This is a genomic window from Acanthopleuribacter pedis (assembly GCF_017377855.1).
GTDB classification, from domain to species: domain Bacteria; phylum Acidobacteriota; class Holophagae; order Acanthopleuribacterales; family Acanthopleuribacteraceae; genus Acanthopleuribacter; species Acanthopleuribacter pedis.
Window position 1 is genome coordinate 21598 of the sequence record NZ_JAFREP010000002.1, and the last position, 21587, is coordinate 43184.

General features: G+C 57.2%; 13 protein-coding genes. 4 read left to right on the forward strand and 9 right to left on the reverse strand.

Going from position 1 to position 21587, the window contains the following annotated elements; all coding sequences use genetic code 11:
• Positions 1–169: 169 nt before the first annotated feature.
• Complete coding sequence (locus J3U88_RS02020; RefSeq protein WP_207856455.1) at positions 170–1849, reverse strand: sigma 54-interacting transcriptional regulator; 1680 nt, start codon at positions 1847–1849, stop codon at positions 170–172.
• A gap of 1151 nt (positions 1850–3000) precedes the next feature.
• Here J3U88_RS02020 and J3U88_RS02025 point away from each other — a divergent pair.
• Together J3U88_RS02025 and J3U88_RS02030 are read left to right on the forward strand one after the other, a co-directional pair.
• Positions 3001–4698, forward strand: a complete 1698-nt coding sequence (locus J3U88_RS02025) for a sensor histidine kinase (protein WP_207856456.1) — start codon at positions 3001–3003, stop codon at positions 4696–4698.
• Positions 4699–4885: 187 nt separating this feature from the next.
• The gene (locus J3U88_RS02030) at positions 4886–6379 is read left to right on the forward strand and encodes a sigma-54-dependent transcriptional regulator (RefSeq protein ID WP_207856457.1); all 1494 of its coding nucleotides are present in this window, start codon (positions 4886–4888) and stop codon (positions 6377–6379) included.
• A 204-nt stretch (positions 6380–6583) separates the two neighbouring features.
• On the opposite strand, the gene J3U88_RS02035 is transcribed toward J3U88_RS02030, so the two are convergent.
• The 8 genes from J3U88_RS02035 to J3U88_RS02070 all read right to left on the reverse strand — a co-directional run bounded on the left by J3U88_RS02035 (position 6584) and on the right by J3U88_RS02070 (position 19599).
• Positions 6584–6799, reverse strand: a complete 216-nt coding sequence (locus J3U88_RS02035; protein ID WP_207856458.1) for a hypothetical protein — start codon at positions 6797–6799, stop codon at positions 6584–6586.
• Positions 6800–7456: 657 nt separating this feature from the next.
• A complete protein-coding gene (locus J3U88_RS02040; protein WP_207856459.1) occupies positions 7457–10336 on the reverse strand; it encodes a fibronectin type III domain-containing protein in 2880 nt (959 codons plus the stop codon).
• Between the two features lie 97 nt (positions 10337–10433).
• On the reverse strand, positions 10434–11192 hold the full coding sequence (locus tag J3U88_RS02045) for a DUF4097 family beta strand repeat-containing protein (protein ID WP_207856460.1): 759 nt from the start codon (positions 11190–11192) through the stop codon (positions 10434–10436).
• Between the two features lie 273 nt (positions 11193–11465).
• On the reverse strand, positions 11466–12815 hold the full coding sequence (locus tag J3U88_RS02050; protein WP_207856461.1) for an amidohydrolase family protein: 1350 nt from the start codon (positions 12813–12815) through the stop codon (positions 11466–11468).
• A gap of 11 nt (positions 12816–12826) precedes the next feature.
• Complete coding sequence (locus J3U88_RS02055) at positions 12827–15901, reverse strand: amidohydrolase family protein (RefSeq protein ID WP_207856462.1); 3075 nt, start codon at positions 15899–15901, stop codon at positions 12827–12829.
• Between the two features lie 393 nt (positions 15902–16294).
• Positions 16295–17548, reverse strand: a complete 1254-nt coding sequence (locus tag J3U88_RS02060; protein WP_207856463.1) for a glycosyltransferase — start codon at positions 17546–17548, stop codon at positions 16295–16297.
• Positions 17549–17713: 165 nt separating this feature from the next.
• The gene (locus tag J3U88_RS02065) at positions 17714–18979 is read right to left on the reverse strand and encodes an NAD(P)/FAD-dependent oxidoreductase (protein ID WP_207856464.1); all 1266 of its coding nucleotides are present in this window, start codon (positions 18977–18979) and stop codon (positions 17714–17716) included.
• Positions 18980–19074: 95 nt separating this feature from the next.
• The gene (locus J3U88_RS02070) at positions 19075–19599 is read right to left on the reverse strand and encodes a hypothetical protein (protein WP_207856465.1); all 525 of its coding nucleotides are present in this window, start codon (positions 19597–19599) and stop codon (positions 19075–19077) included.
• A 259-nt stretch (positions 19600–19858) separates the two neighbouring features.
• Between J3U88_RS02070 and J3U88_RS02075 the strand changes: the two genes are divergently transcribed.
• Complete coding sequence (locus tag J3U88_RS02075) at positions 19859–20662, forward strand: PAS domain-containing protein (RefSeq protein ID WP_207856466.1); 804 nt, start codon at positions 19859–19861, stop codon at positions 20660–20662.
• A 459-nt stretch (positions 20663–21121) separates the two neighbouring features.
• Complete coding sequence (locus tag J3U88_RS02080; RefSeq protein ID WP_207856467.1) at positions 21122–21583, forward strand: thioesterase family protein; 462 nt, start codon at positions 21122–21124, stop codon at positions 21581–21583.
• Positions 21584–21587 lie beyond the last annotated feature (4 nt).

Here is a 21587-nt window from a genome sequence, read left to right on the forward strand (position 1 = left end):
ATTATAACGCGGTTGACCGCTTACGGGGATGGGTCAATCGTGCCGCGTTCTTTTACCTCAGAGTGTTGCCGAAGCGAAAGGCGATTCGCACCTTTGTTATCCCGTATCGGACAAAACCCCGGATCAGCTAAGAAATGGTTGCGATTCTTTCCATGTGCCCCTGGACGTCTCAGGTACCGTTGGTTTCCGAGGCATAGACCTGGGGGTCGATATCCAGCTTGACGATCCGCCGCCGCATGCCCGCGCTGGAGACTTGTAGGTAACGGGCGGCCGCGTCGATATCGCCGTCGCTGGCTTCCAGGGCGGTTTGAATTTGTTCCTGGGTCAGCGATTCGGCGATTTTTATGTTGGGATACCGCTGCATAAGCGCGTAAACGGAGGAGCGGGAAATGCCAAGGTGACGGGCGGCGTCGGCCGGTTTCCAATCGCAAGCGTGCAGGGCTTGATGCAATTCTTCATAGGTGATGCTGGCCGGCTTGCGGTGCATTTTGGGTGTTGCGGGTTTGGCCACGCTGACTTGTGGTTTGCTTTCCAGCGGCGGTGGTTCCATCGTGGGTTGTTGGGCATCGTTTTGGAACAATTGCTCGAACCGAGGCGGCAGTTTGAGCCGGTTCTGCTTGCGGCTACCGAACACGAGTTGGCGGGCAATGTTGCGCAACTGACGCACATTGCCCGGCCAGTGGAACATGATCAACTGGGTTGCCAGTTGTGCCGTCAGCCAAGGGTGTTCGCTGTGGGCGCTTTTGTCGGCCAGGTGTTCGTCCAGCTCCGTGAGCGCTTCCGTGGCAAAGTGGATAAACAACTCGGGGATGTCTTGGCGACGTCGGCGCAGGGGCGGCAGCCAAATTTCATAACTGGACAGGCGGTGGAGCAGGGGTGCCTTAAAGCGGCCTTGTTCGCATTGGGCTTCCAAGTCGGCGTCGGTAGCGGCCAAGACGCGTACGTCGACGCGAACCGGTTGGGTAAACCCGACCGGAAAGATATCGCCGGTTTCAAGCACCCGCAACAGCATGGCTTGAACCTCCAGCGGGGCTTCACCGATTTCATCCAAAAAGAGAATGCCGCGGTCGGCGGCACGGAAGAAACCTTGCCGAGATTCGCTTGCCCCGGTATAGGCGCCGCGACGGACCCCGAACAGCTCGGCGGCGGCGATGGTGGCGGGCAACGCGGCGAGGTTGAGCGAAACGAGCGGGTTCTTCATGCGCGAGCCACGCTCGTGAATGGCGCGGGCGACCAGCTCTTTGCCGGTCCCTGATTCACCGCGAATCAGCAGCGGCATTTCCAAATCGGCGACACGTTGGATGTCGTCGCGAATATGGCAAATGGCGGGGCTGTGGCCTTTGAGTCCGAAATCGGCGCCGTCTGATCGCTCGCCCAAGCTGGGTTGAAGGACCAGGACCACGCTGCGATTGATTTCCAGGACCACGCCTTGTTCGATTTTGTCGAACGAGATCAGGCTTTCGGTGGTGACGGGACGGCCGTCGATGCGAATTTTTGAATTGCCCATGCCGGTGCTGATGAGCACGCCGTCGTCCATGTGTTCGAGGAGCACGGGTCGGCGACTGATGGTGGCGCAATCCAGGGCGCGCGAGACCCCGGTAACCGGGCTGTGAAAATCGGGTTGGTTGCGGGACACCGCCTCGGCCTTGCCCTCGTTGAGTTGATGGAGGACGGCCCGTTCGCCGATGCGGGTTGGGTCGGGATGACAGGCGATGGTGAAAGAGAGGACGCGAAGTTGGGCGGTTTGCGCGTGGAGCTCGTCGGGAGGTCGCGTCTGGCTGTGAAAGTCGGGCATAGCCTGATCCTGGTTGTTCTTAGGTGCGTTGGTGTTGTTGGTCTCTGGCTCCATAGGAGATGTCCTTCCCGAGATGCGTTAGGGCGTTGGGAAGAACCAAGAGCAACAGGTGTTCCAGCATGAAGCGGTGGGGCGCTTCTTCTGGGAAAGCTGAATTAAGTTTTTTAAATCAAAAGCTTTAAATGAACAAGGCTGTTGTTTGTGTTGAGGACCGAACAACAAGTGATGTTTGAAAAACGTCAAGAATGAACGTTGACGTCAAAAATAACATTATTTTGACGTCAGATGGTCCGAATTTTTCTTGTTGACGACAAAAACAAGGCCGCGCGGATTCTGCAATCTTGCGGAAAGATTGCCGCGCCCGCCGCGTGCAGCCTGGCCGTTGGCGGCGCCGAGCCCGCGGCCCATCGTTGGGCGCTATACCGTTCGCGGCCCGCAACTTAGCGGTAGGCCGCGGGAAGGTGCAGGCGTATTTGGTTGGGTGAAGGATTTCGCGGTTCCGGTTGATGCATTTGGCCTGGTGGTGCCAAAAATGCAAAATGCTATTTATGAACGACATCCCATAGTTAAGCCAGGTATTTGCTTGAAAAAGACAATGGATTTGTCGGGTTTTGCGAGGAATATTGGCAATGTCTTTGCAGTGGTATGCATTTCAAGAATTGGAAGATTAAACGATCAATATCTGTAAATAAGTTGCGCAAAGAAAAGGAGCCTTATCTGTGATCAGTTGAAAAGAACCGATGTGCAGATGTGGGGTTGATTGAAAGGGTGCTGAAAAATGTTACATTGGTGAAAAAGATCAGGTGTTGGAATTTTGGTAAAGGGTTGAAAGCTGGTTGTTTCGAGTTGGGTTATCTCGTTTGTCTCGAATCCGCTCGAGTCTTGAAAGACCTAGAAACAGGAGACTTGATGATGATGCCGGGATGGACGTGTTCGGATCAGCTTCTGGTGAGAAGGCGGTTGTCGAGGGGGTCCGCTCGCGTCGCCGGACGCCCGCGGCTCGAGGCGGCGGCATTCTGGGTTTGGGGATTGAGGGAGCCACCTTAAAGCAAGAATAATAATAGTAATGTAAACAATCAGAAAAAGTCGAAAAATGAGGTTGTGAGAACGGGTTAATAAGGATACTAATTTAACAGGTGGATATGATGCGTGAATGTCTTTGCGAAAAGGATGGAGAATGTGGTTTTGGTCATTGCAACACAGGAATGGTTGAAAACTGCGCTTGTCGAAGCAACCATTGGCAGTATGCGTCGCGTACCCTGACGCGTAAGGTTGTATCATCCGATTCCCAAGATGCCTATTGGCGCCTGTTGCTGGAATGGTATCTTGTCGCCTATGTTGGGCCCGCCTTTTGTCTCGAGTCGCCGCGTCTCTCTCAAGACCACGCGGGTGCCGCCTTGACCCTGGGTTTGCCTAACGGTTTTGGTGGCGGCTGTGGTTGGCAGGGGGCCGTGAAAGATTTGGGTCATGCTTTGGAAGTGGCCGCCTCGCTGCTCGACTGCGTTATCGCGCTGCACCGTAACGGCATTATTCACGGTAGTTTACATCCCAGGAATGTGCTGTTCCACCCTGCTGATAAAAAAGTCCGGCTCCTTGACTTTCGTGCCGTCCGCATCGGACCTTTTGCGCTAGACGCCACCCCGGCGGATGCGGTCGGCGCCTTGACCACGCACGATCAGGCTTGGCCCGATGCCGGTTGGGCGCCCGCGTTTCGACACGAACTGCAACAACTTGGGTTGTTATTGAAAAGTTTATTGGCGGAAATCGCGCAAGAGTTTTGCGGTGAAAGTGAGAAGGCGGTTCTGTTGAAACCCGCCGATTCTGATAAAAATTCTGACGTCAGAATCGTGTATGAAAGGATTGTTGAACCGTTATTAATCGAGGATAATTTTAGAGGAAAAATGTCTCTCCAAAAAATCCGACGTCAGCTTGATGTCTTTTTACGCAATTGGACTCAGGGAATTCCTTTTCATTCGATGTCTTTTCTGCGCGAACTGGAAACGGATTACACCCCAAAAGCGACGGCCTTGTCCTGTCATGAAAGGATTCGTTCTCTGCATCACATGATTCAAACCGCATCTTCCGCTTCCCCCATCGTACCGGTCGCGGGGGGGCCGGTCTTTTCTCCGGCGGCCGTGATCCACGAGGTTCGCAATCCGAATACCTTGCTGCGCGGTGCCTTGTTCCATCTCGAGCGCTGGGGCCGTCGCTTTGAGCAATTACTGAGTGATCTTCTGGAAGATGAGGATTCCCCCTATCGCGCCCTTTTTAGCGAACAGTTCGACGTGCTCCGCGATCAACTTTACGCCTTGGATCGCGGCACCCTCCAAATCGAATCCGTCCTACGCGGCTGGTCGGATGTTGCCCGCGAGCGACCGCGCGTTTTTGTCCCCCAAAGTCTCCGTACGGTCCTGAAACAGGTTTTGGCGTTATTTCGTCTTCGCTATCACGACGGAATCACCTTTTCCTTTGAGGTGTCCGACGTCGCACCCGTACGGGCCGTCCACGGCGCCCTCGAACAGGTGTTTATAAATTTGTTACTCAACGCCTGCCAGGCAATCGTCCGACGCGGGTTTCTCGAAAAGGGGCAAGGCCGAATCGCCTTGGTGTTGGAAGGAACCGAGCAGGATTGGCTGGTTCGCATTGGCGACAACGGCGTCGGGTTTGACGGTGATCGCGAGGCGCTGCTGAACCAAGCCTGTTTTACCGCGCCAAAAACCTCGGGGCATGGTTTCGGCCTTGCGGTGTGCCGTCGCCTGTTGGCGGAACACCATGGCTCGCTGACGCTTTCCGGCGAGCTAGGCCTTGGCTGTGAGGCCTTGGTTCGGCTGCCCAAGGCCATGTGCGGCAGATCGTTGAAACCGGAACCGGCCGCGCCCATCGTCGCCGAAATGGTTCCCTAGCCGTCTCGTTCAACAAACCGTTCATCCGTGTAACCCCCCAAACAAGTCCCCCCAGCCCGTGATCGCCACGCCGGTTGAAAACCCGAGCGCGGTGCGCACCCATGTCAACGCCCTTTGTCAACCAACCCCCGGCCCGTCTCAACGCGGCCGTGACAAAAGAAGAATGGTGCCCTTAAAGGAGGAAATCTTGGTTTTCCGAAAACAACTCCCCAGCAAAAGCGACGCGCGCAAAGCCGCGCCCGCCAAGAAATATCGGATTTTGGTTGTGGATGACGAACCGGCCATTGCCGATCAGCTCGCAAGCTACCTTGCCGCGCATTTTTCAGTGACTAAGGCGACGAGCGGGAACGAAGCGTTGGCCCTGATTCGACGCGAAATGGAAGGTCGCCCCAATCCGTTTCAGGTCATCATCACGGACCAGGCCATGCCCGATATGTCCGGTGTTGCTTTTTTAATGGAGACCCAACGCATGCTCCCCGACGCCAAGCGCATTATTCTCACCGCCTACTCCGATATTGACGCGGTGATCAACGCGATTAACAAGGCCAATGTGTTTCGCTTTTTGATGAAACCGTGGGAGCCGGCGAAGTTGTTGGAAGCGGTTCATTCAAGTCTGCGGGTCTATGAATCGGAACGGGAGAATCGGGGCGAGTTTCGCGAGATCATCGGGCGCCATCCCAAGTTGCGCTCTTGCCTGGACATGGTTTCGCAGGTCGCGGCGAGCCGGGCGCCGGTTCTGGTGCGCGGTGAAACGGGCACGGGTAAGGAACTGATCGCGCGCGCGGTTTGCCAAGCAAGTGATCGCCGAAGCAAACCTTTTACCGTGTTGCACTGCGGCGCCTTGAATGAAAATGTGCTTGAGGCCGAATTGTTCGGCCACCGACGCGGGGCTTTTACCGGGGCGGTCAATGATCGCAAAGGGCGTTTGGCGGCGGCTCATGGGGGCACGCTGTTCATTGACGAGGTGGGCGAGATTCCCCTTAATGTTCAGGCCAAATTGCTGCGTTTTCTCCAGTTCGGTGAAATTCAGCGGGTTGGTTGTGACCGGGTTGAAACCGTGGATGTACGGATTGTGGCGGCCACCCACCGCGATTTGGCGGCCATGGTGCGGGAGGGAAGCTTCCGCGAGGATTTGTATTTCCGGCTGAAGGTGGTGGAAGTCAACTTGCCTTCACTGCGTGAGCGGCGCGACGATCTGCCGCTGTTGATCGACTACTTTATGAAGCGGTTCTGGCAGCGTCCTACCCGAGCCGTGATTCATCCCGCCACGATGTTGATTCTTGAGAATTACAGCTTTCCCGGCAACATTCGCGAACTGAGCCATATTGTGGAGCGGGCCTGTTTGTTGGCCAAAACCGAGGAGATCGGGCCGGATTTGTTGCCCGCCGAGGTTTTGGAGAGTTATCGCGATAACGAATTACCGGATGCGGACAGCTTGGATCCCGAACCGATTCTGGCCACCTTTCGTCGGCTTTCTAACGAAGAACTAAAATCGCATCGGCAAAGTGCCTGTCGCAAGTGTAGTGAGGATGTCGAACGCCGCTTCCTGCGGGCGTTGATGACTGAATATCGGGAAATTGCCGAGGCGGCCAAAGCCGCCGGCATGCATCGAACTTATTTGCACCGTTTGTTGACAAAACACAAGCTTCGCGGCTGTATGGTCGAACCGATGCCTGTTTAGTCATGGGGCAAAACTTTTTAGGTGGGGCCCGTTTCGATTTGCTTCGACAGGGGTTTATCGCTTTCCAGAAGAAAGCGAAAACCCTGGTCGCGCTGTTTGGGATTACTTTTTAGAGGCCGGGTACTTTTTGTTTCCTTGTCACGTTTCTGAAGCGGAGCGCGTATTGGTTGAAACCCTGACAATTAGAACCGGCGTTCTTGCTGATTAGGCAATACCGCCACCGTTTCCGTGGGGATCTGGGTCCTCGGGAGGATCTTGGGGAGGAAATACGTTGTCCCCTTGGAGATTGGCGGCAAGATTCACAACCTGAGTAGAAAGTACATCACCTTGGGTTAACGGTGCTGCGGTTGCGGCGCTGAGGAAACCGGTGGAACTCAGGAAAAACAAGGACACGATCAAGGTCTGCATTACTTTTTTCATGGTGTACTCCCTCGTAAGTGCGACTTTTTGGATTTGTCCGGGCACACCACGGCCGGCCAACGAGAATTCGTTGCCTGCCGGATGGTGTCTTCTCCGGTTCGGCGGTCGCCATAGTGCGAACCGCTTTGTGTCGCTGCTTAGCGATAGAGCATAAGGTGTGCCATTTTTCTAAACGCTGTAAATAAACAAGTTAATAGTTTGGTGTGGCATGCAGGCGGCCGGTTGGGGTCCAAAAGCCGAAAATCCGTGACTCGTCGCGTCACCAGGCGTGCACCGCTTTTTAAAGAAAATTCTGTAATGTGCTGATAATAAATAGTATATGCAGAGCGTTACTCACGCAGTCACGCTTGTTTTTGGGCGAGTAACGCCGGCGGCCGTCATAGGGCCGCAAATTTTGGCACTTTCCGGGGTCTGCGACGTACAGGTCCACCGCCTCGCTCGGAACTACCTGATAAAAAGAGTGTTATAAGTTATCCGTTGATTTTTAAGAGAGAACCCCCTAGCTACCGCTCCCGCGGTGTTTGGAATTGCCGTGTGACGGGTGTTCGGCTGGTCGAAAGCCGTGACGTCACGTCGTAAACTGTTACTTTTTAGTGGATTATCTTGTTCTGACTGTTCCGTATTCGCGCGGGATACGGCTGAATGACCCGGTTTCACCTAGGGAAGCGCGTTCAGACAAGGGATGAATCCTAAAATGCTTTGGTTCGGCCACTGCTCGGGATAGATGCAACCACAGCGTCGTGGTTTGGTGATGCCGATATCGTCTAGAAATACACCGAGTCGATCCGTATCCGGGTCGGTCACCATGCGCCAGCGGAAGCGGACGTGTTGGCCACGGAAGTCGTTTAGATCCACCAGTGTTTCGTTAAATCGAAAGTTGACCCCGGTCCATGCCCAACGGCCCGCGAGCGGGCTGTCGGCTTGCGCGGAAATTCGGTCGGAATACCCATTCGCCAAAAATCGATTCGGATTCTCGGGAATTAATCCGCCGTCGCCGGCGAGGATATCGAACCACTGTCGACTTTCACCTATCGCGTATTCAAGTACCAAGCCATCAAAGGTTCTGTCGGTGAAAAAATATAATTGGAAGCGAAGAATTATCGTTTCATCTTCCGGGATCCTTTGTGGGGCCAGGACAAGTGCGTGATCCGAGGAAACATCGGGGTTGGGGGCAAACCAGGCCGCCTTACCCGAGCTGGTAGTGTCACCCTGAAGCGTCCAACCTTGTTCGGATTCGGTGGTGAAATTGTCCGTTCCCTGCTCAATATCGTCAAAAAACAGGGCCTCCAAGGCAAGGGGTTGGATGCTGACGCTTACGGCTTGGTTACCCACATTGCCGCCGTTACAGCCGCCGTCGCCGGTTGACTCTGCATCCTCGGCCATGACTTTGTAATAATAGGTCTGATCCAAATAAAAGGTCTCGTCGCTAAAGGTCGTTGCTTCCAAACAGGTCGCAATCGCGTTTTCCTCGGTCACGTCGAAGTCGGGCGTTAACCCGCGGTGGACACTGTAGCGGATCGGGGTTGTGCAGAAGGTAAAGGCCGCTTCCCAGCTTAAGTCGACGCGGCAGGTAAACCGGCCCGGCGTGACCGCGCTCGGCGGTACTTCCAATTCCGGCGGCACCAGGCAACGGCCCGTGGTTTCGGCTGATGCGCAGGCCGAGGGCGGAGAGGGGCACAACAGGGTGGCGTCGCGGCTGACCACGGTGTAGGCGTACTGAACGCGACTGGAGGCGGTTTGATCGAGGAATTGGGGGTCTTGGTGGTTTTCCGCGATCAAGCGGTAACCGGAGGTCCCGCATGCACCAATGGTTCGGTACAGATCATACCCCTGGCTGTTTGGGACGGGATCCCAGCTGACCAAGATTTCGTTGTCCTCGCTGCCGGGTTGCGCGAGGACGTTGGTCGGCGAGGGGGACGCGCAGCCGCATGACGCGAAGCGGAGGGCGCCGATGCGGGTGCTCCAGCGCCCCTCGCGGTTGTACTGACCGGTAAACCAAAAGGTGCAATCGTCGACGGGGTCGATGGTCATGGCCGAATAATCGCCAAAACGGTTGTTGTTGGCCGCGGCGGTGCCTTCTATTAATGTATGTTCGCCGCGCTGGAGGGTGCCGGTGGGATCATCGGCAAGACGACCGATGTAGCGCAAGCCGGGATAGGTCGTCGGGCCGACCACGTTGGCGCCGAGCGCGATGTTACCCGACCCGTCAAAGGCGGCGGAACCGACCCAGCGGTTGGTGCGGTCCTCCGCGGTATAGGTGCCTTCTTGGTACAGCGTCCAGGGTTCGTTGCCGCCGCGGCGCAGCTCGAACCAGCGGATGCCGCCGCGATCCGTGCCGTCCACATCTACCGTGAAATTACCGAGCACGGCCTCGTGGGTGGTGAAGTTGCGGTACACCAGCCGGTGCATCAGTGGTTCGCGCAAGGGGTCGAGAAAAACGTGGGCGGACGGCTGGGGAAAACAGTTGAGGCTTTCGAAGCCGCAGAGATCGGAGGAAAACGGGCTGATCGGAACGGCGACCGGGCCTACCAGGAAGGTGTTGTTCGGTTGATCGAAGTCCGTGTAACAAAAAAACAGTTCCAGTTGGTCGGTTGTGCCGCCGTGGGCTTGCGCGTCCTTGTGACGCATCAAAATTCCGGGTGAACCCGGGGGCGGGGGGTTGCTTCCGTCCACGCCGGCCGGCATCAGCAGCTGAAACGGAAAACCGGCCAGGTCGGGTGCTTCAAGGCGCAACATCCGCGCCGGTTGACCCTGGAGCATGGCTTCCCGTTCCAGGACGTAGACCGGGGAGCCGCCCAGCTCATTGCTGGTGACGTAAAAAGCGTCGTTCCAAATGCCGATTTTGAAGTAGTCCGGTTTGTTGGGGGTTTGGAAGTTGTAGGCGTACCAGGTTTGCGTGGGATCGCCAATGGGATCGGCGCTTTGGGAAATCAGCACACATAACGAGTTGGCGGTGCCGAATTCGGCCAAAATCCAGCGTTGGTTTAAGGGATCGAAAAGCACGGTGGGGTCGCCGCCGCCGCTGCACACGGAAAAGTTGCTCAAGGCGATGGGGCCCGCCACCCGGTTGCCGCTGCTTTTGTCGTAGACCATCACCGAGGTGGTGCTGCTGTTGACGGCCTGAAGGTAATAGTTCAAGCCAACGGCGCCGATGGGGTCCGGCGGGGTACGCCCGCTAAAGTTTTGGCCGTCAAAGTTGAGCAGTGGCTCGGAAAAACTCGGGTCGCGAAGGAAGGACGCGGCAGTTTGCCTTGCCGCCAGCGGGTCGACGCTTTCTTCGGCCGGCACCGGGGGGCGACGGGTTGGGTCTTGCCAACGCGGGACCTCGCGAATCGGGTCGCCGGGTTGCCAGTCGGGAACCGTGGGCAGGTCACCTAAGTTGACCTCAACCACATAAGGAACAACTGGATCGGAAACTTGAACCGATCCATCGGCCTGGCCCTGGGCCCAAAGTGGTACCAGACAAAGGAGTAAGGACCAAAGGGATCGGTCCCCAATCGGCCGTGGCAAAACAAAATAAGCAGAAGGACGGTTCATGACACGGTTTCCTTGGGGACGCGGAAGCGGCGGTACTTGGGAACACGGCACGGTGGGTCATTGCACCACAACCGTGCCGATTATTCTGTTACCGGCCTCAAATTTCGCGCAATAGCATGACGTTGCCGTGGCGGCTGTCGACCATTAACTCGGCCCCGGCGTTCCCGGTTTCAAGTTCGGCGTGCTTCAGGCGTTCGCGGCCCTTCCAATCGACGTTCATCGTGTAATCGGAGGTGATGTGTCCTTTGGTCACAGCTTTCACTTTATAGGCGGCTTTGTCGGCGAAACGCAGGTCGATGGTGCCGTGGATGCTTTCGATGTGGGACTTGCCGGCGGGTTTGCCTTTAAAATTCCCTTTGATATCACCTTGAACGGTTTTGACCAGGGTTTCGGCTTTGTTTTTAAAGCGGACGTGGCCGCGGTCGGCTTCGATTTCCAGACGCGCCGCGTGGCCTTTGACTTCAACCAAACCGTGTTTGCCGTGAATGGTCAGGGGTGAATTTTCGGGGATAAACAGGGTCAGGTCGACCCGTTGGATTTTTTTACCGGTGACGTCGCCCTTGGCTTCAGGGAAAATCACCTCAATCAGCAGCTTGTCTTTCTCGTTCACAATGTTGAGTTGGGGTTTTGGGGTATTTTGGAATTGATTGTGGCTGACCATTTCTACCGTGTTGGCCGTCGCGGGTCGGGTGCGGATGTCGCCATAGTGATTGACCACTTTGACCGGGGTGCCGGCTTTAATCGCGGCGCTGTGTTCGTCGCGAACATGCTGGTAATTTTTGGTGGGTTCGGCCGGTGTTGCGGCCGAGAGTACGGCGGTCAGGCCGAAAACAAACAATAGGTTACGGAGTTTCATGGTGGGTTCCTTAGGGCACGCGGGGACAGGTGCGTGTCGATGAGATCGGCGCAACCAAATAAAGGCTTGGGTTCCGAATAGAATGAGGGTTCCCGTGCGGCGTCGCTTCGCCGGGTTGCGTCATAAACCGTCTTTACAATAAGGACAGGGGCAAGAAGGTTGGCGCTATTGTACACGAACCAGCGCGAAAGGGGAGGTGTGGTTGGTACCTTTGCCGGGATGCATCTCGGTTCGGGCACAAAAAAAGCCGGCCCCGGGGGCCGGCTCGATGGGTTAGCGTCCGTTGTTGAGGCGTTTGATGCGCGTCTCGTATTTTTTCCAGAGGCGCGTGTGCCTGCTGGTGAGATCGACCTCGGCGCCTTCGATGAACATCGCCTGTACGTGGGTGGTGATCTCCAGGGGATCCCCGTCGCACAGGATCAGGGTGGCGTCTTTGCCGACCTCGAGGCTGCCGACCCGGTCGGCGACCCCGATAATTTTGGCCGGGGCCAAGGTGATCGAAGCCAGCGCGGCTGCCGGGTCGAGGCCGTAGGCCGCCGCGGCCGCCGCTTGGTAGGGCAGGTTGCGGTCGTTGCCCAGGGTGTTGCCGATGGTAATGGCGAATTCAACGCCCGCCTCGTGAAGGATCGCGGGCATGCGGTAGACATGGTCGTAGGCCTCGTCACGACGGCTCGGCAACGCTTGGGTGCGGTGGAGAATCACCGGAATGCCGTAGCGTTTCAGTTGATCGACGGCTTGGTCGGCTTGCCGGCCGCCGACCAGCACCATCTTCAGGTCATGGCGGTTGCAGAAATCAATCGCCTCGTGGATTTCATCGGCGCGGTTGGCGCGAATCCATACCCGTTGCTCGCCGCGCAGCACCTTGTCCATCGCCGCGAGGCGTGGGTCGGGTTGGGGCTTTTTGGCTTTGCCTTCTTTGGCCGCGTCTTGGGCCTGTTGGTAGTGGCGCGCTTGTTTGACGAACGCTTCCAAGGCCGCCAGATCCTTTTCGCGCTTTTTCTTAAATTCATCGCGGCGCTGTTGGGGCAACCACGGCACGTTCAAGAACCGCGTTTGCGGCCAATCCATCGCCATCGCCACATTGGGGGCCAGCGTCATGTCCTCGTAGGTCCAGCCGTCCAGGCGGATCAGTGAGGCTTGGCCGCCGATCAGACCGCTGGGCCGCGTGATCGCCAGGCCGATCCCGTTGGCGCGGGTAACCGGAATCAATTCGGAATCGGGGTTGACCGCCTTGTGGGCGTGCAGGTTGGGATTGATCTCACCGGACTCGTCGTAGTCTTGGGTTGCTTTGACCGAACCGACCTCGCGCAGGCCAAGGTAGGACCAGCTTTCAATGAACGCCGGCACCACGCGGCGGCCTTGACCGTCGATGATTTTGCTGCCGGCGGGAATGGCGACGTCCGTGCCCAAAGCCGCGATTTTACCCTCGGAAAACACGATGGTGCCCTTTTCGATGACCGGCCCGCTGACCGGTACGATCATCACGTCTTTAATCGCGACGGGTTGGGATTGTTTGGCGCCGGGGACCGAGTCGTGGGCGCTGAGATGGGTGATGGAACAGAGCAGCAGGGCCGCGAGCATCCCGTTCAGGAGCGCCCGCTTAAAAGATGGAAAAGGTTTCATAGGGGGACCTCCTAGTGGTGTGCGTGGTGATGATGGCCGTCGAGAGAACCGTCGCTAAATGCGTCCAGATCCTCGCAGTGCATCATGCGCCGGGTTTTGCCTTTGGCGCGGTCGGATTTGGGGCCCTTGCCTTTGTCGGAGAGCGCCAATTGAATCAAAACACGGCGTTGCTTCTGTGCCTCGGCCGTGTGTTGTTTGGCTTCCTCGCGGTCGAAGTACTTGGTGCCGTCGATCCAGGTTTGCTGGGCGACCGCGTACATGGACAGGGGCGAATGGTTCCACAGGACAAAGTCAGCGTCTTTGCCCACTTCCAAGCTGCCCACGTGTTCGTCGATGCGCAGTTGACGGGCCGGGTTTAAGGTCACCATTTTGAGGGCTTCCTCCGGTGAAACGCCGCCGTATTTAACCGCCTTGGCCGCTTCCGTGTTGAGGCGGCGCGCCAGTTCGTCGTCGTCCGAGTTGAAGCCGACGACCACACCGGCTTGGTGCATCAGCGCCGCGTTGTAGGGCATGGCGTCGACTACTTCCATTTTGAAGGCCCACCAATCGGTGAAGGTGTTGGCCATGGCGCCGTGTTTGGCCATTTCCGGTGCCACCTTGTAGCCTTCGAGGATGTGGGTGAAGACGTCGATTTTGAAACCGAAGTCTTCGGCGACCCGCATCAGGGCCAAAATTTCGTCCTGACGGTAGGAGTGACAGTGGATTTGGCGTTTGCCGTCGATGATTTCCAGCAGGGTGTCCCAGCGGTAATCGCGGCGTGGGGGAATGCGGTGTTTTTTGTCGGCCGCTTTTTCGTAGTCCTGCCACGCGGCACGGTAGGCGAGGGCCGCGTCGAATTGATCGCGGAAGAACTGTTCCACACCAAGACGGGTCAGGGGATAGTAACCGTCGGGGGCCGGGAAGTTGGCGCGTTTGACGTTTTCACCCAGGGCGAACTTAATGCCGGGCATGGCGTTGGCGTAACGCAGTTCCTCGGCAGTTTTACCCCAGCGCAACTTAATCACCGAGTTCTGGCCGCCGATGGGGTTGGCCGAGCCGTGGAGCTGGTTGGCCATGGTCAGGCCGCCCGCCATCATGTAGTACAGGCTGATGTCGTCGGGGTTGATCACCTCGTGGGTGCCGACCTCGGCCGAGTTGGTGGTGGTCCATTCGTTGACCGCGTCCAAACCGGCGTGGGAGTGCTCGTCGATCAAGCCGGGGCTGACGTGTTTGCCGGCGGCGTCGATCACGAGCGCACCTTCCGGCACGGCGACATCGGTGCCGACCGCGGCGATTTTACCGGCTTTGACCAGCAGCGTCGCGTTTTCGAGGTTGCCGTCGGGACCGGAGGTCCAGATGGTGGCGTTGGTAACGGCAACCAGCGCGGGTTGTTCCGGCATGGCGTTGCGGCCGAAAGCGCCGTCGGGAAACACCGTGGCGAGCGGTTCGTCCAAGAGTTTGGGACCTTGGTAGGCCTTGGGTTTGTCGGCGTCGGCCGCTTTCCCGCGTTGGGCGTTCAATGAGAAACGGGTACCGTCGGCGCGAATTACCTGGCCGTAGAAACCGTTTTCCTCAACCCGTGCGTTCACCCGTGCCACGCCTTCACCCGCCAGGGTGCTGTCGTTGATGTGGAACACCAGCCGGCCCTTGTCCAGCGACCAAGCCGAGGTGGTCACGTCTTTTTTGCCGCGCTTCAAGGTGCCTTTCAGTTTCTTGGGGCTGCCGGCCAGGGTCAGGCTGTATTTTTTCTTGGCGACCGTGAATTGGTAATCGCCCAACACACCCTGTTCGTCGCCCTTGTCGAAGCGCCGCCGTTCACCGCGGACCCAGGATTCGCCGACCGTGGTTTCGGTGGTGAACAGGTCGCCCGCGGTGATGAAGAAGTTGGCCATGGCGCCCGCTTTAATCACACCCATGCGGTCCGATTGGTTCAACCAGGCGGCAGGTCGGGTTGTCAAAGCCGCCAACAGCGTTTCTTTGGCCAAACCGCGGTGGTGTGCCAAACGCAGGTTGCCGAGGATGTCACCGCTTTTCTTAAGGCCGTGGCTGGTGAGCACGAAGTTGATGTCGGCTTCGGCCAGCGCCGCCGGGCCGGCGGGGGAGAGGTACCAATGGCGCAGTTCGCGCAGGCTGATGGTGCCTTCCATGGCGGGATCAGCCACCGCCGGTTTTTCCGCGAAATCCAACGGCAGGATCAAGTTGGGGTTGTACGCTTTAAATGCATCGACGCGCCGGTAGGCGTCGTCACCGGCGAAAACCCAGGATGTGACCTTCAGCTCTTCGCTCAATTTCAGCGCGCGCAAGGCCTCGTGGTGGTTGCGCACTTGAAACAAAAAGGGTTTCTCGCCCTTGGCAAAAGGAACCAGGGCGGCCAAGTCGCGGTTCACACTGGGTGGTGTTTGCCCGGTGGGGTGTTTTTGGTAGGTCGCATGGGCTTGTTCGTACCAGCGCGCGTCGCCCACGGTTTGGCGAATCATGGCGATACCACCCATGGCTGAATCTGGGTACGCCTGGCGGACGGCGCCTTCAAAACTGACGACGCCCGCGACCTCGGGGTCGAGCATGACGTCGTTGGTGCGACCTTCTTGGAGTAAGGTCAGGCAGGCGATGCCGCGGAAAATACCGCCGGAGGGCACAAAGACGGCCGCGGTGAAACCCGCCTCGCGCAGGGTTTTTGCTTTTTTCTTGGGGTAGTTGTAGCTGTCGGCGCGCAGTTTGCCCGCCGTGTTTTCCGCGTTGTGGTCGGCCGTGCCGGCGGGCTGATTCTTTTTGCCGCCTTCGCCGGCCTTTTTCTTCTTGCCCGCGTCCGTCATCAAATCAATAAATCCGGGATAGACAAATGCGCCCTTTTTGTCGATGACCAAGGCGTCGGCCGGAAGGGTGATCGTTGCGGCCGGGCCGACGGCTTCGATCACGCCGTCGCGAACCAAAATGACCGCGTTCTCGATCACCGTTTTGGGATCGGCTTGGACCGTTACGCCCGTAACGGCGTAGGCGGTAGGGGGATTTTCTTGCAAACCAACCGGTTGGCGCGCGTGGTGGCGCGTTTGCGCGCTCGCGAGTGCGGCGGCAAACAAGAGCCAATAGCCAATGAAACTCTTTTTCATAGGGTGGGAATCCTTTGTGGAAAGCCGCCTGGCGGCGACGGAGTCGAGACCTCTGAATCGGTGGCAAACCGCGCAAGGGTGTCGGGCTTGAAAACAAACCGAAGCCCCTTGACGGGTCTTTTCGACCCGCGCCGCACCCTGCCGGGTTGCCGTGTCTGCCTGTTCCGCGGTTCTGCTACCCATGCCGTAACGCGGTTGTGTCGGGTACGGCGGCGAATCGTGCGACCTGATTCAGGAAGGACGAATACCTTATTTCGGCCGCGATCAAGCTGTGTGTCGCGGTTGTTTCGGTCGCTGTATATCGATGTCGGACGGGTGGTCAGCGTGGGGACGGAAGACTGCAAAAATTAACGCGTATTATAAACCCAATTTGGTTCAGACCCAATTTCCGCGTTAATCAGGAAAAAGGTCCAGAATCCAGCGGTGGCGGCGCGCCATCCAAATGTCTTGGCTGTTTTCCTTGGCGAAGGTTACGCCGGCTTCGATGCGTTGGGCCAAAAGGGGACGGTCCTGGTGAAAGGCGACAATTTTTTCCGCCAAGGCGTCCACCGACCGCCAGGGAACCACGTCCACCGCGCCCGTGTTGACCAGATCTTTGTAGTAATCCGTGTCAAAGGCGAGTAAAGGAATCCCCGCGGCCATCGCATCAAACAGGCTGCGCGGCGTGTCTTGGGACAAGGGTGCAGCCATTAATAAATGATAGTCGTAGAGCTGGTTGAAAAAAACCGGGCCGAAGGGGACCGCGCCGTGGAAAATCACATAGTCCTCGGCACCCAATTCCGCCGTAAGCGCCTTGAGTTCGTCTTCTTGGTAACCCGACCCGAGGATGTGTAGGCGCGCGCCCACGGCCCCCAACGCGCGCGCTTTTTTTACCGCGCGAATGCAGTAGTCGATGCCTTTGTAGGGAACCAAACGGCCGAAGAAGGTGAGGTCGAGGGGTTTACCCGTGTCTTGGACGTCGCGCGTTTTTTGCGCCAAGCGGTCCTCGGGAATGACATATTCGGGCGAAAAGGCGACGTCGTAGAAGTTTTTGACGTGGTCTTTGCCTTTGCCGTAATCGTCGACCAACGATTGACTTTTGAGCATGAGCAGGGAGCAAAAACGAACCGCCCAGCGAATTTGCAGGATGCGCAACGGGTTGTAAACGTACTTGCTGATCAGGTAACTCTTCTTGGACATGGCGCCGGTGGCGTAGCGCATATCGGCGCTTTTGCGGTTGTCGATATCAATGACGAACACCGTCTTTTTACCCATAACGGTGCCGGCAAATAACGAAAAAATTTCAAACGGCATGAGGATGTCAAACGAGAGGCCGCTGTGGACCAGCGAGGCCTTGCGCACCGCGCCGATGATCTTTAAGTAGGTGGGCAGCCACAAAAAAAGGGCGAACAACAGGCGGGACGCTTCGAATTGGTGGAGCCGCGTATAGAAGATTTGTTCTTCTTCTTCGGTGAAATGGCCGAGGTGGTGTTTGTTCTTTTCGTATTCTTCGTCCGACATGGTGGGCGCGGCGATGCGCATTGAGGTGAACTTGGGTTCGAACATCGTGCGGGTCATGCGCAGGTGTTCAACGAAGGCGCTTTCACAGGCGACGCGACCGTCGGGCGCACGATAAAAAGCAACAGGTACAACCAATAGATACTGCATCAGACCGCCTCGGGAGACATGGTAGAAAAACATGCCCATTCTACCCAAAGGCGCTGCACAAAGGAAATGCGGATGCAGTTACGATCCGCGTTTTATTGGGTTTCCCACCCTCCTAGCGGCGGGTGGGAAACGAATTAGGTACAAAGGCCTTAGTGCCGGTTGGCTTTAGCACGAGACGGACTCGGTGCGCGGCCGTCCATGACCCAAGGCCTCGGGGACCGCGGCGAAATCAGCCATGGCTTGGAACAGTTGGTCGAAATCGCGAAACACATTGCCGATCAAACAATCGGTGAGCGCGGGCCTTTGGTCCGGGTACTTTTTGACCAGGGCACCGAAGCTAAAGCCTTGATCGTAAAAGGCGTAAACCAGTTTGCGGAAGGCTTCCATGCCCCCGATGAAGCGTTCCGCGTAATCGCCGAAGCGGGCCGCGCGCACGTCGTCGGCACGGAGGGCGGCAATGCCTGCCTGCGCCGCCTGCTCGCCGCCTACCAGGGCCAGGAACAGACCGGAAGAAAAAACCGGGTCGAGGAACGCGAAGGCGTCGCCGGCAAGCACCAAACCGTCCTCCGCGATGTGTTTGGCGCGGTAGCTGTAATCGCCGGTGACGCGGAAGGCGCCGTTGTGGCTAGCGCCCGCCAGGTGGTCCGCGATCCAACGGTTGGCCTGAACTTCGCGGGCAAAGATTTGGGCCGGTTCGCGGCCGTCGCGGTACAGGTACGCTTTTTCTGCGACAATGCCTACCGAGGTTTTGTTCTCGCCCAGCGGCAAGTACCAGAACCAGCCCTTTTCCGGCAGGTAGGCGATGGTGGTGGCGCCCTCGTCCAAACCTTCATCCCGTTTGGCGTCTTCGTAATAGGTCCAAATCGCGACTTTCTTCAGTTTTGGATCCCGTACCCGCCATTGGTTTTTGTTAATGGCGAAACTGTCGCGACCGCTGGCGTCGATGGTCAGGCGCGCCTCGAAGGTGATCGGGTGGCTTTTGTGGAGGGCTTGCACACCCGTGACCGTGCCGGCCGCATCGCGAACAAGGTCCTTGGCCTGGGTTTCAAAATGAATTTCGGCCCCGGCCTCGCGGGCGTGATCCACCAAGATTTGGTCGAAGCGGGTGCGTTCCACCTGCCAGGTTGTCGCCGCGTCATGGTGCATGTGTTCGGTGAAATAGAACGGATGGGAGCAGGTGCCGTCCATTGCCGCAAACTGGACACTGTGTTTCTTTTGGAATCCCGCCGCTTTCACTTTGTCAATGAGGCCGGCGCGTTCCAACGGGAAATAACAGTAGGGAATGAGGGACTCGCCGACGCGGTAGCGTGGGAAGGTTGTTTTCTCTAAAACCGCGACCTTAAAACCGGCCTTGGCGAGATGGGTGGCGGCGATACAGCCGGTGGGACCGGCGCCGATGATGACGGCGTCAACGGTTTCGTGTTGCAACATGCGACCATGCCTCCGAACAAATGAGCATTGGGCGGTTTGGCGCCCTTCCCGATAAACGTTGGAGCCTGCTGGAAACGGCTCGGTTCGGTTGCCGCCTACGAGGGTGGCAAAATTTCGACCACCTCGGCGATGGTTTGGTGGTCGGTGGTGACCAGGCGATTCAGCCGCCCATACAAATCGGTCGTCCTCTCCAAACCTAACACATCCTCAAGGGCCGCATCGCTGCGAATGCGAAAGAAGCCTTGCAATTCACTACGGCGCGGCACGTTAAACCGCGCCAGCAAGCCGCCCAGGGGGTAACGGCAACTTTCTACCCAGGGCCGCACCTCGTCGGTGAAGACATCCAGGAAAATGCGGATCACCCCGAACTCGACCAGCAAGCCGTCGGGGCGAGTAAGCAACACCTTGCGCAACAGGCGCTCTTGCTCGCGCACCACGCTGAGCGCGCGCAAGTGGATCTCGGTTTGGTAATGGTCCTGCAGGCGCAGGGTCATGTCGCCCTCGTGAACCAGTAAATCGCGGTAGGGTTGCGGCATGGCTTGGCCGTCGATGGCGACCATCGCATCGAGGTTGAGGTCGAGTGCGTCGGCGAGGGTACTGAACATCGGTTGGGTATCCATATTGGTAATCATGTCCCGATTTACGGGAAGAATGAAATCATTGTTTCAAAGGCGGTGACATTTGAAAAGGAGGGGGTCGGGCAAGGTCGCGGCACCGAAAGTTAAAGAATTGTGAAAAAGAACGGGCAAAAAACTTGAAAACGGGTCATTTTTTCCCTTATATTAGGTCTCAACAATCCACTTCATTTGGCTTAATTTTCGCCGATCTATTATTTTTTCTGGGTGGCCCTGCCGCCGGACACCCGAAAGTGCTGTGCTTATGCTTCCTTCGTCCTTAAACATTGGTATTTTGTGCTGCGACCTCGAGCGCGGTCGTTTTTTGGTTGACCGTTTTCAGCAACTCCGCCTGGTTGCTACTGTTTTGACCCGTGAGACCTTACCTGATTGGTTGGAAAAACAGGCTAACACTTTGGTGGTTATTGATTTAACCGACCCGGATCAGCGAATGATCCACACCCGGACCGCGCTGGAGACAGCTAATTGTTTCTTTCGGCCGGTATTGTTGCTTTCGGAACGGGACCACGAAGCTTTTGAAGAGACCGATCCATTCCACTACCTGCACCCCGATTTCACCCTCCGTGAATTGCGGCTTTCCCTTGAACTGGCGTGTTTTCGCCATCGAGTGGAAGGCCAGACCGCCGACGCCGTCAAATTTAGTCAGATGGTGATGCAACAATCGGAGCAGGCGTTGATTCAGGTAGACGATTGTGGGGCCGTGGTTTACATGAACACCAAGGCGGAACGCTTGACCGGCTGGATGTTGCAATTGGCACGTGGTCGCCGGTTGATTGAGGTGTTTCGTTTGGCCGAGCCGGACCAAGTGGTGACTTTGGAGGCCATGTTGGCCGTGGGTGATTGCCACGAACACGACCCGGAAACCGTGATGCTTCATCCCTACGACGGCGAACCGCTCGAGGTCGAATGTCGGTGGGCGGCCGTTCTTCGCGTTGATCAATCGGTGTACCGTTACCTGCTGTCGTTTGATGCCGTGCCGATGCCGACCCCAATCCATGCCGGCCACAAGAAAACCAAGCAATTCCAGAGCTTGGCCCGCACCAGCTAAGCTTTCGGTTTAAGCGGAACCTCGCCCTTGAAGCGATAACCGACCCAATGGCGTGGTGCCAAATGCGAAACCCCGGCCCGGCGCGCCCCAACCGGGGCCGCACCACCCCATCCCTGGACCATGCTTTGAATAGAAGCCGGGCTTTTCCCGGCCACCCTGGACGAATCCTGAAGGGATTCCCTATGTTAGCCCCGGGTACGATCATTGAACATGGTCGCACCCTGGGTCTCAGGCGTTCACGGATGGTAAAACGCTGAAGGTGTTGACACGCGAGGCGTTGTCGCGCCATCCCTCAGGGTCAAATCGCCCACAATAAAAAGGGCTCCAACCTCGCGGGCGATTCATGATAATCTCACGACGCGTGCATCGCCGCGTCATTTGTGCCGGCGCGGTGAGCTTTACCTTTTTCCGGTTACCGGTTGATCGGAGCTTAAGTGTTCTTAACAAAAGTTTTCGCTTGTGAGGAGACGCGCCATCTACGAATACAAGTACATCAAACGGATCGAATTTCATGAGGCCGATCCCGCTGGGATTCTTCATTTCTCCAACTATTTTCGTTACATGGAACTCGCCGAACACGCGTTTTACCACGAGCTCGGCTTCTCCGGTTTTCGCCTCAAAAAGAAGAACAGCCATGGTTGGCCCCGTGTCAAAGCGCAAATGGATTACCTCGCCCCGCTTGCCTACGACGAGGAAGTCGAGGTCCATCTCGTTGTCGAAGAAAAACTGCGCAAGGTGTTGAACTACGTCTTTTTGTTCCGCCGTGTGTTCGACGGCCGCCTGGTGGCCAAGGGCCGCTTGACCGTCGTATTCGTGAGCGTCGACAACGATACCCGCAAGCTCAAAGCCGCCAAAATCCCCGACAAGCTGTACGACCAAATTAGTGAGGCGCCCAAGAAGCTGTTGGAAGCCGTGGAGTAACGGC

Excerpts from the sequence above, each read along its gene's own strand:
- J3U88_RS02075 (WP_207856466.1), top strand. The coding sequence starts at position 19,859 with ATGCTTCCTTCGTCCTTAAACATTGGTATTTTGTGCTGCGACCTCGAG.
- J3U88_RS02070 (WP_207856465.1), bottom strand. The coding sequence starts at position 19,599 with ATGGATACCCAACCGATGTTCAGTACCCTCGCCGACGCACTCGACCTC.
- J3U88_RS02060 (WP_207856463.1), bottom strand. The coding sequence starts at position 17,548 with ATGCAGTATCTATTGGTTGTACCTGTTGCTTTTTATCGTGCGCCCGAC.
- J3U88_RS02020 (WP_207856455.1), bottom strand. The coding sequence starts at position 1,849 with ATGGAGCCAGAGACCAACAACACCAACGCACCTAAGAACAACCAGGAT.
- J3U88_RS02045 (WP_207856460.1), bottom strand. The coding sequence starts at position 11,192 with ATGAAACTCCGTAACCTATTGTTTGTTTTCGGCCTGACCGCCGTACTC.
- J3U88_RS02055 (WP_207856462.1), bottom strand. The coding sequence starts at position 15,901 with ATGAAAAAGAGTTTCATTGGCTATTGGCTCTTGTTTGCCGCCGCACTC.
- J3U88_RS02050 (WP_207856461.1), bottom strand. The coding sequence starts at position 12,815 with ATGAAACCTTTTCCATCTTTTAAGCGGGCGCTCCTGAACGGGATGCTC.
- J3U88_RS02040 (WP_207856459.1), bottom strand. The coding sequence starts at position 10,336 with ATGAACCGTCCTTCTGCTTATTTTGTTTTGCCACGGCCGATTGGGGAC.
- J3U88_RS02065 (WP_207856464.1), bottom strand. The coding sequence starts at position 18,979 with ATGTTGCAACACGAAACCGTTGACGCCGTCATCATCGGCGCCGGTCCC.
- J3U88_RS02025 (WP_207856456.1), top strand. The coding sequence starts at position 3,001 with ATGGTTGAAAACTGCGCTTGTCGAAGCAACCATTGGCAGTATGCGTCG.
- J3U88_RS02035 (WP_207856458.1), bottom strand. The coding sequence starts at position 6,799 with ATGAAAAAAGTAATGCAGACCTTGATCGTGTCCTTGTTTTTCCTGAGT.